We start from the raw sequence: 14338 nt of genomic DNA on the forward strand, positions 1-14338 counted from the left end.
TCGCCGCTCAGGGTCGAGATCGGACCCTGGCGGCGAGGGTCTCCACGGTGGCGGTCGCCGCGTGGCCGTCGCCGTAGGGAGTGGCCTCGGTCGGCGCCGGCGCAGGCCGGTCAACGAGTGTGCTGAGCTCATCCAGGTCGAGGGCGAGGACGTTCCAGCCCAGTTCGATCGTCTCGGTCCACTCAGTCTCGGTGCGCACGGTCGTACATGGTGTTCGCAAGAGGAAGGCCTCCTTCTGCAGGCCACCTGAATCCGTCACCACTGCGCGCGCATGTGCGATGGCACCGATCATCTCGGGATAGTTGAGGGGCTCGATCGTACGCAGCGCGCCCTGGCTGAGGTCGATGCGGTGCTCGGCTGCCTTGGCCACGAGACGTGGGTGCGCAGTGAGGACGACGGGGCAGGGCAGTCCAGCGAGCCCGCCGACGATGGCGGCCAGCCGGGCCGGGTCGTCGGTGTTCTCGGCACGGTGGATGGTCGACAGGACATAGCCGCCGGCCTCGACACCAACGGGCAAAGTTGGCGGGGTGCCGCGCACCCGCTCGGCAGTAGCCAGGCAGACGTCGGTCATGACATCGCCCGTGACGACGGTGCGTTCGGCCAAGCCCTCGGACTCGAGGTGGCTGCGCGCGACATCGGTCGGGGCCAGGCACAGGTCAGCGGCATGGTCGGTCAGGACGCGATTGTGCTCCTCGGGCATGCGCCGGTTGAAGGAGCGCAGCCCAGCCTCGAGGTGGGCGAGGGGATAGTGCAGCTTCACCGCAGAGAGCGCGCCAGCGATCGTGCTGTTGGTGTCACCGTAGACGAGGACCCAGTCAGGGTCGTGTTCCTCGAGCACGGCGTCGAGCTGAGCCAACATCGAACCGGTCTGGACTCCGTGCGAACCCGAACCCACGCCGAGGTGGACGTCAGGGGCAGGAATTCTGAGGTCCTGGAAGAACACGTCCGACATCTTGGCGTCGTAGTGCTGGCCGGTGTGGACGATGACGTGCTCGTGGCCCTGGGCCCTGAGGGCGTGAGCGATCGGGGCGAGCTTCACGAACTGGGGGCGGGCGCCAACGACGCTGAGTACCTTCACGTGGGCCAATGTAGAGGGCGCTCGTCCTGTGCAGCGGTGGCGGGTCGATGGTGACGCAGTGGTTCTGGTCGAGCCTCGTACGATGGCCTTTCGCCTGCCCGCCACCTCGATCCACCATCCAAGGAGTCATTCGTGAAGATTGCCGTCGTCGCTCTCGGCAAGATCGGCCTTCCGCTCGCCGTGCAGTTCGCCAGCAAGGGGCACGAGGTGGTCGGGGTGGACGTCAACGAAGCCCTCGTGGCTGTCATCAACGAGGGGCGTGAGCCCTTCCCCGGTGAGGCGGAGCTCGACGAGCGTCTCTCACGACTTGTCCCCGCGGGCCGGCTCGTCGCGACGACGGACTACTCGCAGGCCATCCCGGAAGCCGATGCGGTCGTCGTGGTCGTCCCTCTCTTCGTCAACGACGAGACATGGCAGCCCGACTTCGGCTGGATGGACTCCGCCACCGCGTCGATCGGGAAGCATCTGACTGCCGGCACCCTTGTGTCCTACGAGACCACCCTCCCCGTGGGCACCACACGCACTCGCTGGAAGCCGATGCTTGAGGGGGCCTCTGGCCTCGTCGAGGGCAAGGACTTCCATCTCGTCTTCTCTCCTGAGCGCGTCCTGACCGGCCGAGTGTTCGCGGACCTGCGTAAGTACCCCAAGCTCGTGGGCGGGCTCAGCGTCGATGGCGCCGCACGGGCCATCGAGTTCTATGAGGCTGTTCTGGACTTCGATGACCGTCCGGATCTCGAACGCGGCAACGGAGTATGGGATCTCGGCTCGGCCGAGGCATCCGAGCTCGCCAAGCTTGCCGAGACGACCTACCGCGACGTCAACATCGGCCTGGCCAACCAGTTCGCCAAGTTCGCCGAAAGCAACGGCATCGACATCCACCAGGTCATCGACGCCAGCAACTCCCAGCCGTACAGCCACATCCACCGGCCCGGCGTCGCCGTCGGTGGCCACTGCATCCCCGTCTACCCCCGCCTCTACCTGTTCAACGACCCTACGGCTTCCGTCGTGCGCGCCGCCCGCGAGGCGAACATGGCCATGCCACAGCACGCGGCCCTCCTCCTCGAGGGCGCCCACGGTGACCTTCGAGGTGCCCGCGTCGCCGTGCTTGGGGCGTCCTACCGAGGTGGGGTGAAGGAGACAGCGTTCTCGGGAGTGTTCCCGCTGGTCGACGCGCTACGGGCCAAGGGCGCAGACGTCCTGGTCCACGACCCAATGTACAGCGACGACGAGATCCGGGGATTCGGTTGGGAGCCCTACCACGTCGGTGACCCGGTCGGGGCTGTGGTGGTCCAGGCCGACCATGCCGAGTATGCCGACCTCTCACCGTCCGACCTGCCTGGCCTCAAGGCGATCGTCGACGGCCGCAGGATCACCGACGCCGGTCGCTTCGAGGGCATACCTCACCGAGTGATCGGCGTGTCCACGGCTGCCTTCTGACCCTTGTTGGGTATTGGGCTCAGGCTGCCCGGCGCCGTACGGGCCTCAGTCCTTGCTGGCAGGCCCGCCTGCGGTGACGGAGAACGACACGGGCGCCGTGAGCTTCGCGTCGGCGAAGGCCGTCGCGATGGCAGCGGACACGCGATCCACCTCGGCGACGGGGACCAGCGCGATGGCCGAGCCGCCGAACCCTCCGCCCGTCATCCGCGCGCCGAGCGCACCCTCGTCGACGGCGGTGTCGACGACGAGGTCGAGCTCGGTGCACGACACCTCATAGTCGTCGCGCAACGACTCGTGAGAGGCGACGAACAGCCGCCCGACCTCCTCGAGGTCGTTGCGGCGCAGTGCGTCGACGACCTCGTCGACCCGGGCGATCTCGGTGACGACGTGCCGCGTCCGGCGGCGGAGCACGTCGTCCGGCAGCTGCGCCAGGGCCTCGTCGAGTGCCGCAGGGTCGATCTCCCGCAGGAACTCGACGCCGAGGATGTCGGCGGCCCTCTCGCAGGAGTCGCGGCGGGCGCCGTACTGGCCATCGGCGAGGGCGTGGCTCGCGCGTGTGTCCGTCACCAGCAGGACGACGTCGTGGGCCGACAGGTCGAACGGCACCTGGCTCGTCGAGCCGTCACGACAGTCCAACCGCAACGCATGACGCTCGGTGCAGTGCATCGCGGCCGCCTGGTCCATGCCACCGGTGGGCGCTCCGGCGATGTCGTTCTCGGCACGCTGACAGGCCGAGGCCAGCGTCGAGCGTCCTTCCGCCGACTCGAGAAGCCCCAGCCCGAAGAGGTCCGACGCCGCTGCAGCCACCGAGCACTCGAGGGCTGCGGAGCTGGACAGTCCGGCCCCCAGGGGCACCTGGCCGTCGACGACGACCTCCAGTCCGCGGACGGCATACCCGGCCTCGCGCAGCGCCCACAGGACACCTGCGACGTATGCCGTCCAGCCGGCCGGGTGCCCCGGTGCCACGTCGTCGATGCGCACCTCGACGGAGGAGTCGTCCTGGAGCGAGTGGATGCTGAGCACGTCGTCCTCGCGCGCAGACGCGGCGCACCTCGTGCGTTGGGGCAGGGCGATGGGGAGGGCCAGACCGCCGTTGTAGTCGGTGTGCTCGCCGATGAGGTTGACCCGACCGGGAGCTGACCACACGCCGTCAGGGGCGTGGCCGAAGTGGGCGCTGAACGTCTCCGTGAGGCTTGGCACGCTGCGAGTCTAGGTGCGGCCACCTGACACAATGACGCGCATGTCCGCACCAGACGCGCCTACGGCGCCTCCCCGGATCCTCTCGGGGATGCAGCCCACCAGTGACTCCCTCCACCTCGGCAACTACCTCGGGGCACTGGTCAACTGGGTGAAGCTGCAGGACGAGTACGACGCGTACTACCCGGTCGTCGACCTGCACGCGCTCACCGTGCAGACCGAGCCCGCGGTCCTGCGCAACCGGACCCGCCTGACCGCCGCGCAGTTCGTCGCCGGCGGCGTCGACCCGGAACGGTCTGCGGTGTTCTGCCAGAGCCACGTGCCTGAGCACGCGGAGCTGGCCTGGATCATGAACTGCCTCACCTCCTTCGGCGAGGCGAACCGGATGACCCAGTTCAAGGACAAGACGGCCAAGGGGCAGAGCGCCACGGTCGGGCTGTTCACCTACCCAATGCTCATGGCGGCGGACATCCTGCTCTACGACACCGCTGTCGTGCCCGTCGGTGAGGACCAGCGCCAGCACCTCGAGATCACGCGCGACCTCGCCGAGCGCTTCAACACCCGCTTCGGTGAGACTCTTGTCGTGCCCGAGCCCTACATCGTCAAGGGTTCGGCGAAGATCATGGACCTGCAGGACCCGACGTCGAAGATGAGCAAGACCGGCTCGTCGCCCAAGGGCCTCATCGACCTCATGCAGGACCCAGCCAGGATCGCCAAGAACATCCGCTCGGCCGTCACCGACACCGAGGCCGAGATCCGCTACGACGTGGAGAACAAGGCGGGGGTGTCCAACCTGCTCGTCATCCACTCGACCCTGTCCGGCACCTCGGTGGAGGATCTCGAGACGTCGTTCGCGGGGCGTGGCTACGGTGACCTCAAGAAGGAGGTCGCCGACGTCGTCGTCGCCGCCATCGAGCCGTTCCAGGCGCGGATGGGCCAGCTGCTCGACGACCCGGCCGAGCTCGACCGCATCCTGGCGTCCGGCGCCGAGCGGGCCCGGACCGTGGCGCAGTCGACGATGGCACGGGTGCGCGAGAGCGTCGGCCTGCTCCCTGCCGGCCGATAGGGTCGAGCGCATGCCCACCCACGGCGTGTCGATCACGGTGCCCGAACCCCACGGGTCCGTCCTCCAGCAGGCTCGCGAGCGCTTCGGCGATCCGCTGGCGCGCTTCATCCCGCCACACGTGACGCTGCTGCCCCCCACGGAGATCGACGCGACGTCCCTCGACGCCTTCGAGGAGCACCTCGCGGTCGTGGCGCGGTCGCACGCCGCCTTCCGGATGACCCTGTCGGGCACAGGGACGTTCCGCCCACTGTCGCCGGTCGTCTTCGTCCAGGTGTCGTCGGGCATCTCGCAGTGCGAGCTCCTCGAGACGGCCGTTCGGCAAGGGCCGGTCGAGCGCCGCCTCGACTTCAACTACCACCCGCACGTCACCGTGGCCCACAACCTCGGTGAGGACCAGCTCGACGACGCCTTCGACGATCTCGTCGACTTCCGGTGCACGTTCGACGTCGCGTCGTTCGAGCTGTTCCACCAGACCGACGACGGAGTGTGGCGCCCGCTGTCATCCTTCAGCCTGGACGGCTGAGCATGGATCGGCTCAAGAGGCTCTGGGCGCGCCTGCAACGGACTCGGATCTGGCACGCCTGGAAGCGCTACGGCGACGTCCGAGGCAACCTCCTCGCCGGTGGCGTGACCTACTTCGCGTTCTTCTCCATCTTCCCGGCGGTGGCCCTGGCCTTCACGATCTTCGGGGTCCTGCTGCAGGACAACGAGCAGTGGCTCGACCAGATCCGCAGCTACCTGGACAGCACGCTCCCGGGCTTCATCAAGCAGGGTGACAACGACGGGCTCATCCCGCTCGAAGTTCCGACCGGCAACACCCTGACCGTCACCGGACTCGTCGGTCTGGGTGGTCTGCTGTTCGCTGGTCTCGGCTGGCTCGGCGCCCTCCGGGACGGCATCCGCGCCATCTTCGGCGCCGAGGGTGCCCCGGGCAACGTCGTCACCGCCAAGCTGCGCGACCTCGGCGTCCTCGTCATCCTCGGGTTCGCGATCGTCGTCTCGGCGGCAGTGACCGGTGTCGCCGGCGCGACCACCTCCTGGCTCGCCGAGCAGGTCGGTCTCGGGGGGCAGGAGTGGCTGCTGTCCCTCATCGCGTTCGCCGTCGGAGCGGTGCTCGACGGGCTCGTCGTCCTCGTCATGCTGCGGCTGCTCTCGGGTGTCGACGTTCCGCGACGCGGCCTCATCGGTGGTGCGGTGGTGGGCGGCATCGGTCTCACGCTCCTCAAGGTGCTGGGTGCGACCCTCATCGCCGGCACGACGAGCAACCCCCTCTTCGCGTCGATCGCCGTGGTGGTCGGGCTCCTGGCCTGGCTCAACCTCATGTCCCGCGTCATCCTGCTGGCGGCGGCCTGGAGCGCGAACTCCCTCGACCTGGACAAGCACGACCTCACCGAGGGGCAGCGCGTCAAGCTGCTCGAGGGACCAGAGCCTCCCGTCTCCGCCGCACTGGACCCGACCGCCCGTGAACCGGTGTGGCTGGGAGTGCCGCCACAGTCGAACCCGACCACACGGCATACCGACAAGGTCTCGGCTCCCGCGTCAAGGCGTGCCGACGACCGGGTCAACCTCGCTCTGGGCGTCGCCCTCGGCGCCTCTGCCGCCACGGGCCTCGGCATCGCCGTACGGTTGGCGCGACGACTCCTGCGGCGTCACTGAGCTCTTCCAGGAAGGAAGACACATGAATCGACGGGATCTGATCACCGGGTTGTCAGGCGCAGCAGCGGCGAACGTGGCAGCGGCGAGCAGCGCATCGGCCGCTCCCGCCCAGCTCGCAGGCACCGACTATGTGAGCACCGGGCCCTATCTCGACTACCTCACGCGGGGCAACATCGCAGGGGGGAGCAACGTGCGGATCGACGCCAAGGGCGTCATCCAAGTCCAGCGGGGTGCCACCTGGGTGTACAACCCGGTGACGATCTCCCAGTACGGGCTGCAGCAGTTCTCCTACTACCGGCGGGACGCGAGTGCCGCGGCGCTCCACAAGGCCGTGGTCCAGGCAGGCTGGCTCCTGGCTAACCAGGAGAAGCCCAGTGGCCTGTGGAGGTACAACTACGCCTTCGGGGTCGGCGGGATGTCAGAGACCCTGGCAGCCGGTTGGGCCTCTGCCATGGCGCAGGGGCAGGCGATGTCCCTGCTCACGCGCATCGGTTCGGCATACCCGACGAAGCCCGGCTACGTCACGGGCGCGCGGCTCGCTCTGCAGCCACTCCTGAAGCCGGTGAGCCAAGGCGGTCTCTCCGCAAAGTTCCACGGGCTCACTTATCTGGAGGAGTACCCCACCCTTACGGCCCCGACGTTCGCGCTCAACGGATTCCAATTCACCCTGATCGGACTCTGGGACCTGGCCGCGGCGGGTGACTCGGGAGCCCGCGCGCTCTTCCAGGAGTGCTTGGCCACGATGATCTACGCCCTGCCCCACCACGACGCGATCACCACGAGCGCGTACCACCTCGGACACCTCACGAAGCCCGCGCGCAAGATTCACCATGCCGCTCACTACCACCGGATTCATGTCCTCCTGCTCGACGCCCTGCAGAGCGTCGCCCCCAACGCCGTCATCACGTTCTACGCCGACCTTTGGCGGACCTACCCAGCAATGGACCCCAGTACTTGGTGACGAAGAACCAGGCGTCGATCCCATGCTGGTTCCTCGTCGCAGCGTTCCTTCTGCCGTTGACGGGAGTCACGGCCTGCAGTCCGCCCACGCCCACACCGTCGCCCTCTCCGGTGCCGTCACGTAGTGGAGCTCCGGGGGACGTTGCTGGCCTCATCCCCACGGACGAGGTCCGCAGACTCGTCGCCACCGACGTCGCGCAGCGCACCGCAGACTCTCGCACCGTCCTGACGGGGCGACTCGAGGTGGGCCGAGCGCCGCGTGCGCTCGTCGGGGCGCAGATCCGCTGCCGCGAACGGGGTGGTGACGACTTGGCGTCGACCTTCACCACGACGAACAGCGACCCGGGGAGCCGCACCTCCCTGTGGGTGAGATGGCTCGCTCCCGAAGGTTCAAGACCATTGGACTGTGGTCTCTATGGTCACGCCGCCCTGCCTCCCGCCGTTGCGCTCCAGAACCTGACCGTCGGCCGGCCCACCACTCAGCTCAGTTCACGGCAGGTGCGCTCGGCCCTCGAGCTGCCGCTGTCCGAACGTGAGGTGGCTCCCGGGACCGGCACGTCGCTGACGTCCGCCAGGGTTGCCGTCCCGGCGGGCAGTACCCGCGTCGAGGTCCTGAGCGGCGTGCAGGTGAGCACCTTCGGTGACGGGGACCCCCGGACTCCCCCGACGGCCCGTGGTGAAGTGGTTACCGTGATCGCCGGAGCAGCAGCACCCTGCACCCAGTCGGAGTCGTGGTCGACGTCCGCGTCAGCGACGCCGGTGCAGCACCACGTGAAGTGGCACGGGACTGCGGAGCACCCGGTCGACGCATCAAGATGCCCGGAGATCACGGTCAGCGTGGGGCTCCGACTGCAGCCGCAGGGGCCAGTCCTGGTTGAGGGCCAAAGATACTCGTCGGTGTTGGTGCTCTTCAGCTGAGGGGCGTTCGGGCTCAGGTCGTGCCGAGCACCCTCGGGGCTGCCCGGCGCAGGGCGTCGCGCCAGTGCCCCAGGGGCTCGATGCCCGCGGTGGCCCAGCGGTCGTGAGCGAGGACGGAGTATGCCGGCCGTGGCGCCGGTCGGGGGAACGCGTCGGTCGTCGTGGGGCTGACCCGCTCGGGGTCGAGCCCCAGCTCCTCGAAGATCGCCCGGGCGAAGCCGAACCACGTCGTCTCGCCGGCCCCGGTGCCGTGCCAGATCCCCCCGGGCGCCTCGGCCTCGACGAGGCGGACCACCGCGGCGGCGAGGTCGGCCGTCCAGGTGGGCTGACCGCGCTGGTCGTCGACGACCGAGAGGGTGTCGCGCTCGCCGGCGAGCCGCGCCATGGTGGCGGCGAAGTTCGGCCCACCCGCCCCGTAGAGCCAGGCAGTGCGCACGACCAGGGCCGAAGGGCAGTGGGTCCGGACGGCCCACTCGCCGGCCGCCTTGGTCCGGCCGTAGGCCGAACGGGGGGCGACGGGTGCATCGACGGCGTAGGGGGAGGTGGAGTCGCCGGCGAAGACGTAGTCCGTGGAGACGTGGACCAGGCGCGCCCCACTGGCCGAGCAGGCGAGAGCCAGGTTGGCAGCACCGACCGCGTTGACGCTGAAGGCCTGGGCCTCCTGGGTCTCGGCGTCGTCGACGGCCGTCCAGGCCGCGAGGTTCGCGACGACGTCATGGTCCTCGACCGCGGCGGTGCACGCGACCGGGTCGGTGACATCGAGGTCGGTGCGACTGCATGCCGTCACCTCGTGACCGGCACGGGTCAGGGTGGGGATGAGGTCGTGCGCGAGCATCCCACCCGCGCCGGTCACGAGCCAACGTGCCATCAGTGCTGGATGACGCTCTGCGTGGCGGCGTACCGGGCCTCGGTGGCGTCCTTCATCGGTCGCCACCACGCCTCGTTGTCCCGGTACCACTCGATGGTCGCCTCGAGCCCCTCGCGGAAGCTGGGGTACTCGGGCTCCCACCCGAGCTCCGTCCGCAGGCGGGTGGAGTCGATGGCGTAGCGCCGGTCGTGACCGGGACGGTCGGTGACGTGGTCGAAGTCGTCAGCAGCCCGGCCCATGAGCTCGAGGATGTCGCGCACGACCGTCTTGTTGTCGACCTCGCCGTCGGCCCCGATGAGGTAGGTCTCGCCGATCTCGCCACGGTCGATGATCGCCCACACGGCGCGGTTGTGGTCGTCGACGTGGATCCAGTCCCGCACGTTGAGCCCGTCGCCGTAGAGCTTGGGCCGGACGTCGTCGATGAGGTTGGTGATCTGCCGGGGGATGAACTTCTCGACGTGCTGGCGCGGGCCGTAGTTGTTGGAGCAGTTCGAGATCGTTGCCCGCACACCGAAGGAGCGCACCCAGGCCCGCACGAGCAGGTCACTCGCTCCCTTGGTCGACGAGTACGGGCTCGACGGGTTGTAGGGCGTGGCCTCCGTGAAGCGAGCCGGGTCGTCGAGGTCGAGGTCGCCGTAGACCTCGTCGGTGGAGACGTGGTGGTAGCGCACCCCGTGGCGTCGCACGGCCTCGAGCAACGTGTAGGTGCCGATGACGTTGGTGTGGACGAACGGCCACGGGTCCGACAGCGAGTTGTCGTTGTGCGACTCCGCCGCGAAGTGCACCACGAGGTCGTGCTCACCCACGAGACGCTGCACCAGGTCGGCATCGGTGATGTCGCCCTCGACGACACCGACGCGGTCGTCGATCCCGGCCAACGAGGCCCGCGAGCCGGCATACGTCAGGGCGTCCAGCACCGTGACGGTGACGTCCGGCCGCGTGGCCAGGGTGAGGTGGACGAAGTTCGATCCGATGAAACCGGCTCCACCGGTGACGAGAATGCGCACGCCGGGGAGCCTAGCGGCGGGAGCTAGGGTGGCGCGCATGAAGGGCATCATTCTGGCCGGGGGCTCTGGCACGCGCCTGCATCCCATCACCCGCGGCATCAGCAAGCAGCTCATGCCCATCTATGACAAGCCGATGGTCTACTACCCCCTAGCCACCCTGATGATGGCTGGGATCCGAGAGGTCCTCGTCATCACCACCCCCCAGGACCGCGACCAGTTCGTGCGCCTGCTCGGAGACGGGCACGAGTGGGGCATCGAGATCTCGTATGCCGAGCAGCCGAGTCCGGACGGACTCGCCCAGGCCTTCATCATCGGCGCCGACTTCATCGGCGCCGACCCCGTCGCCCTCGTGCTCGGTGACAACATCTTCTACGGAGCAGGTCTGGGGACCTCGCTGCGCAGCCTGTCCGACGTGACCGGCGGACACGTCTTCGCGCACCACGTCAGCGAGCCCACGGCATACGGCGTGGTGGAGTTCGACGACGACGGACGCGTGCTCTCCATCGAGGAGAAGCCCGCCGAACCCAAGTCCAGCTTTGCCGTGCCCGGTCTGTACTTCTACGACAACGACGTCATCGAGATCGCCCGGGAGCTCAAGCCCAGCGATCGCGGCGAGCTCGAGATCACCGGCGTCAACGACGCCTACCTGCGCCGCGGCGACCTCACCGTGACCGTCCTGCCCCGGGGCACCGCGTGGTTCGACACGGGGACGTTCGAGGGACTCATGGACGCCAGCCAGTTCGTCCACCTCATCGAGGCGCGGCAGGGGACCAAGATCGGCTGCGTCGAGGAGATCGCCTGGCGGGCGGGCTGGATCGACGACACGCAGCTCGCCCAGCTGGGCGACGACCTGGCCAAGAGCGGCTACGGCGCCTACCTCCATGCCTGCCTGGCCGAGGCCAGGAGGAGGGCCTGATGCAGATCGAACCGCTCGGGATCGAGGGCGCATACGTCATCACGCCACGACAGTTCCCCGATGACCGTGGAGTCTTCCTCGAGTCCTTCCGGGGCGACCTGCTCGCCGAGCACCTCGGGCATCGGCCCGACATCGTGCAGACCAACGTCTCCGTGTCGTCGCGGGGGACCGTGCGAGGCATCCACTTCGCCGACATCCCCCCGGGGCAGGGCAAGTACGTCACCGCCCTCACCGGCTCACTGATCGACTACGTCGTCGACCTCCGGGAGGGTTCCCCGACGTTCGGCCGGGTCGAGGAGGTGCTGCTCGACACCAGTGCACGCCGGGCTGTCTATCTCACCGAGGGGCTGGGCCACGCCTTCTGTGCGCTGGAGGACGGGACGACGGCGATGTACCTCTGCACGGCGGCCTACAACCCCACGGGGGAGCACGGCATCCACCCGCTGGACCCGGAGATCGGGTTGTCGATCCCCACCGGCCTGGACGTCACCCTGTCGGCCAAGGACGAGGCCGCCCCCACCCTTGCTGAGGCGAGGGGTGCGGGGCTCCTCCCGACCTACGCCGGCTGGCAGGAGCACGTCGGCCGGACGTAGGCCGGGTGCGCCGACCCCGTCACCTCTCCTCAGCGGTGGCGACCCGTCAAGGCTCGGCGCCGACGCCGGGAGACACGACGGGCACCCGCCGCCAGGACGAGGGCGACGGCGAGCAGTGCGGTGCTCCCGACCAACGCCACCGGTGATCGGGTCACGTCAGCGTCGGATGGGCGGAGGGCAGCCGGGCCGGGGGCCGCGCTGGCGGCCGGGCTCGTGCCCGGGTTGGTGGCAGCGTCGGCGCCGGGCCCGCGGGCAGCGCTGGGTCCCGCCTCGGGTGTTGCCTCAGCGGCCGGCTTGTCGTCGCGGGCGACGGGCGGTTCGGGAACCTCGCCGCGTTCGACGAGGCGCCCGACCGGGCGGGCCACGTCACCGTGGGTGAAGGCCCAGTCCAGGAGTGACGCGGCGGGCCGCCAGCTGCTGCCCGTGCCGTACATCTCCGTGACGATGTAGATCCGTTCACCCCTGCGCGCCGCGCCGATGAAGGTGCGATGGGCGGCCTTGGTGAAGCCGTTCTTGACACCGATGGTGCCGGGGTAGTTCCAGAGCAGCCGGTTGTGGTTGCCGATGACGAACGTGCCCCGGGCGCGAGAGGTGCGCGCCGGCACGGAGGGGAAGGTCGCGGTCTTGGTCGTCGCGAGCCTGGCGTAGGCCGGCAGGCTGATCGCGGCCCGACCGAAGAGCGCGAGGTCGTAGGCGCTGCTGCGCTGGCCGGGAGCGTCGAGGCCACTCGGGTCGACGACGACCGTGTCGTGCGCCCCCAGCTCGTCGGCGAGGTCGCCCAGCTCGGTCACGGTCTTGGGGAGGCCGCCGTTGAGGGCGGCGAGACCGTACGCCGCGTCGTTGCCGGACGACATGACGAGCGCCTGGAAGAGCTGCTGGGCCGTGTAGGTGGCCCCGGCGACCATGCCGACGCGGGTGCCGTCGGCGTCGGCCTCCGCCCTGGTGGCCGTGAGGACGGCGGTGGGCCGGATCCGGGGGAGGAGGTGGATCGCGGTGAGCGTCTTGAGGGTGCTGGCTGGCAGCAGGTGGGCGTGGGGGTTCTTCGCCGCGAGGATCTCACCGGTGTCGGCGTCGGCGATGACCCAGGCGACGTCACTCACCGCTGGAGGTGCGGGGACACCGGCAGGGGTGTCGACGATGACGCTGTTCATCTGCGCGAGGCGGGGACCGCCGATGCTGAGTGCCGGGTCGAGCGTGTCGGTGACCCGCGGCAGGGTGGGACTGGGACTGGGGCTCGGGCTCGCACTGGGACTAGGGCTCGCACTGCCTCCGGCGCTGGAGCTCGAGCCGAAGGTGGGCGCACCCAGGGCCGATGCCGTGACCGGGGCTGCCGTCAGCGCCACCGCGACGAGGGCCGTCGTGGTGACCGCGAGCGCACGGGAAGGGGCCACCGACCGACCCTATGCGACGGGTCGGTTCAGGCGGCGCGAAGCGACCTGGCGAGGCGGGCGGACCCGTAGTGACCCACGAGCTGCTCGGTGAGGCTCTTCCACGAGCGGCCGCGCACGGCCTGCTCAGCCGCCGCGCCCAGGCTCGAGCGCCACTGCGGGTCCCCGACAAGGGCGTCGACGTGGTCGTGCAGCGAGCCGGGCAGGTCGGGGTCGAAGAGCAGGCCCGTCCGGCCGTGGTCGACGAGGTCGAGCGGACCCCCTCGAGCCGGTGCGACGACGGGCAGACCGAACGCCGCCGCCTCCTGGAGCGTCTGGCCGAAGGTCTCGCGGGTGCCCGTGTGCACGAAGACGTCCAGGGCGGCATACGAGCGGGCAAGGTCGTCACCGGACTGGCGTCCGAGGAAGATCGGTGAGCGGTTCGGACGGCCCGGCATGGATGCCACCGCTTCGGTGAGCTGGGCTCCGACCTGGGCCCGGTTCGGGCCGTCCCCGACGATGACGAGCCGGGTGCCGGGGACCTGTGCGACCTCAGTGAGACGCCACAGCTCCTTCTCGGGGGCGAGCCGACCGACGTAGCCGAGGAGCACCTCACCGCTCGGTGCGAGCGCCCGGCGCAGCTCGAGCGTTCCCGCGTCGGTGCGCCACCGCGGTGAGAACAGGCTTGTGTCGACGCCGCGCGCCCAGAGGTCGGTGCGTGGCACCCCGTGCGAGCGGAGCTCGGCCAGGGTCGACCTCGACGGTGCGAGCGTGAGGTCGGCGTGGGCGTGCATGCGGCGGATCCATCGCCAGGCGGCGTTCGCAGCGCCCGCGCCGAGGCGGCCGGGACCGTGCTGGCTGAGATAGCTGGGCATGTCGGTCTGGTAGATCGCGACGGCGGGCGTGCCAGTGAGGTCGGCGAGCTGGAGGGCGCGGGCGCCGAGGATGAACGGCGAGGCGGCGTGGATGACGTCCGGGGCGAAGTCCTCGAGAGCTCGGCGCAGGGCCGGCGTCGGCACTCCTGTGGGGAACTGGCGCACGTTGATCGACGGCAGCCCGCGGACGCGGAATCCCTCGAACGACGTCGGAGCCGGACCCGGCGCGATGATGAGTGCCTCATGACCGAGCGCGCGCAGCGAATGGGCCACGCGGCACACGCTCGTCGTCACCCCGTTGAGCGTGGGGAGGAAGGACTCCGTCACCATGGCAACCCGCATGCGTCCACGGTCCCGGGGGCGGGTGGTGCGTGAGCAGCCTCTGGAGGTGTGTCAGGTG

General features: G+C 69.5%; 14 protein-coding genes. 8 read left to right on the forward strand and 6 right to left on the reverse strand.

Annotation, left to right across the window (positions count from 1 at the left end):
• Window positions 1-7: 7 nt before the first annotated feature.
• The gene (wecB, locus tag ACFQW8_RS12565; protein WP_380087826.1) at window positions 8-1078 is read right to left on the reverse strand and encodes a non-hydrolyzing UDP-N-acetylglucosamine 2-epimerase; all 1071 of its coding nucleotides are present in this window, start codon (window positions 1076-1078) and stop codon (window positions 8-10) included.
• Between the two features lie 132 nt (window positions 1079-1210).
• Here wecB and ACFQW8_RS12570 point away from each other — a divergent pair, with 132 nt between their 5' ends.
• The gene (locus ACFQW8_RS12570) at window positions 1211-2515 is read left to right on the forward strand and encodes a nucleotide sugar dehydrogenase (protein WP_380087828.1); all 1305 of its coding nucleotides are present in this window, start codon (window positions 1211-1213) and stop codon (window positions 2513-2515) included.
• A 45-nt stretch (window positions 2516-2560) separates the two neighbouring features.
• Here ACFQW8_RS12570 and galK read toward each other — a convergent pair whose 3' ends face one another.
• Window positions 2561-3715: a galactokinase gene (galK, locus tag ACFQW8_RS12575; protein WP_380087830.1), complete on the reverse strand. Its 1155-nt coding sequence runs from the start codon at window positions 3713-3715 to the stop codon at window positions 2561-2563.
• Window positions 3716-3746: 31 nt separating this feature from the next.
• Between galK and trpS the strand changes: the two genes are divergently transcribed.
• From trpS to ACFQW8_RS12600, 5 genes are all read left to right on the forward strand, one after another.
• The gene (gene trpS, locus ACFQW8_RS12580) at window positions 3747-4778 is read left to right on the forward strand and encodes a tryptophan--tRNA ligase (RefSeq protein WP_380087832.1); all 1032 of its coding nucleotides are present in this window, start codon (window positions 3747-3749) and stop codon (window positions 4776-4778) included.
• A 10-nt stretch (window positions 4779-4788) separates the two neighbouring features.
• Window positions 4789-5301 (forward strand): 2'-5' RNA ligase family protein, encoded by a 513-nt coding sequence (locus ACFQW8_RS12585; RefSeq protein ID WP_380087834.1) that lies wholly within the window; start codon window positions 4789-4791, stop codon window positions 5299-5301.
• A gap of 2 nt (window positions 5302-5303) precedes the next feature.
• Complete coding sequence (locus ACFQW8_RS12590; protein WP_380087835.1) at window positions 5304-6434, forward strand: YihY/virulence factor BrkB family protein; 1131 nt, start codon at window positions 5304-5306, stop codon at window positions 6432-6434.
• A gap of 22 nt (window positions 6435-6456) precedes the next feature.
• On the forward strand, window positions 6457-7395 hold the full coding sequence (locus tag ACFQW8_RS12595) for a D-glucuronyl C5-epimerase family protein (RefSeq protein ID WP_380087837.1): 939 nt from the start codon (window positions 6457-6459) through the stop codon (window positions 7393-7395).
• A 110-nt stretch (window positions 7396-7505) separates the two neighbouring features.
• On the forward strand, window positions 7506-8312 hold the full coding sequence (locus ACFQW8_RS12600) for a hypothetical protein (protein WP_380087839.1): 807 nt from the start codon (window positions 7506-7508) through the stop codon (window positions 8310-8312).
• Window positions 8313-8325: 13 nt separating this feature from the next.
• Here ACFQW8_RS12600 and rfbD read toward each other — a convergent pair whose 3' ends face one another.
• Window positions 8326-9180 carry a dTDP-4-dehydrorhamnose reductase gene (gene rfbD / locus ACFQW8_RS12605; protein ID WP_380087841.1) on the reverse strand — a complete coding sequence of 285 codons (855 nt, stop codon included), beginning with the start codon at window positions 9178-9180 and terminating at the stop codon, window positions 8326-8328.
• Window positions 9180-10187, reverse strand: a complete 1008-nt coding sequence (rfbB, locus tag ACFQW8_RS12610) for a dTDP-glucose 4,6-dehydratase (protein WP_380087843.1) — start codon at window positions 10185-10187, stop codon at window positions 9180-9182. Before rfbB ends, rfbD begins: the two co-directional genes overlap by 1 nt.
• Before the next feature lie 37 nt (window positions 10188-10224).
• On the opposite strand from rfbB, the gene rfbA reads away from it, so the two are divergent.
• Together rfbA and ACFQW8_RS12620 are read left to right on the forward strand one after the other, a co-directional pair.
• Window positions 10225-11103, forward strand: a complete 879-nt coding sequence (gene rfbA / locus ACFQW8_RS12615) for a glucose-1-phosphate thymidylyltransferase RfbA (RefSeq protein ID WP_380087844.1) — start codon at window positions 10225-10227, stop codon at window positions 11101-11103.
• Window positions 11103-11696, forward strand: coding sequence for a dTDP-4-dehydrorhamnose 3,5-epimerase family protein (locus ACFQW8_RS12620; RefSeq protein ID WP_380087845.1), 594 nt, complete (start codon window positions 11103-11105; stop codon window positions 11694-11696). Before rfbA ends, ACFQW8_RS12620 begins: the two co-directional genes overlap by 1 nt.
• 29 nt (window positions 11697-11725) lie before the next feature.
• Here ACFQW8_RS12620 and ACFQW8_RS12625 read toward each other — a convergent pair whose 3' ends face one another.
• Window positions 11726-13087 (reverse strand): D-alanyl-D-alanine carboxypeptidase family protein, encoded by a 1362-nt coding sequence (locus ACFQW8_RS12625; protein WP_380087847.1) that lies wholly within the window; start codon window positions 13085-13087, stop codon window positions 11726-11728.
• 26 nt (window positions 13088-13113) lie between these two features.
• On the reverse strand, window positions 13114-14280 hold the full coding sequence (locus ACFQW8_RS12630; protein ID WP_380087849.1) for a glycosyltransferase family 4 protein: 1167 nt from the start codon (window positions 14278-14280) through the stop codon (window positions 13114-13116).
• Between the last annotated feature and the right edge of the window lie 58 nt (window positions 14281-14338).

Origin of the sequence: Knoellia altitudinis, assembly GCF_042666355.1 — a bacterium.
In the GTDB taxonomy this organism is placed as follows: domain Bacteria; phylum Actinomycetota; class Actinomycetes; order Actinomycetales; family Dermatophilaceae; genus Knoellia; species Knoellia altitudinis.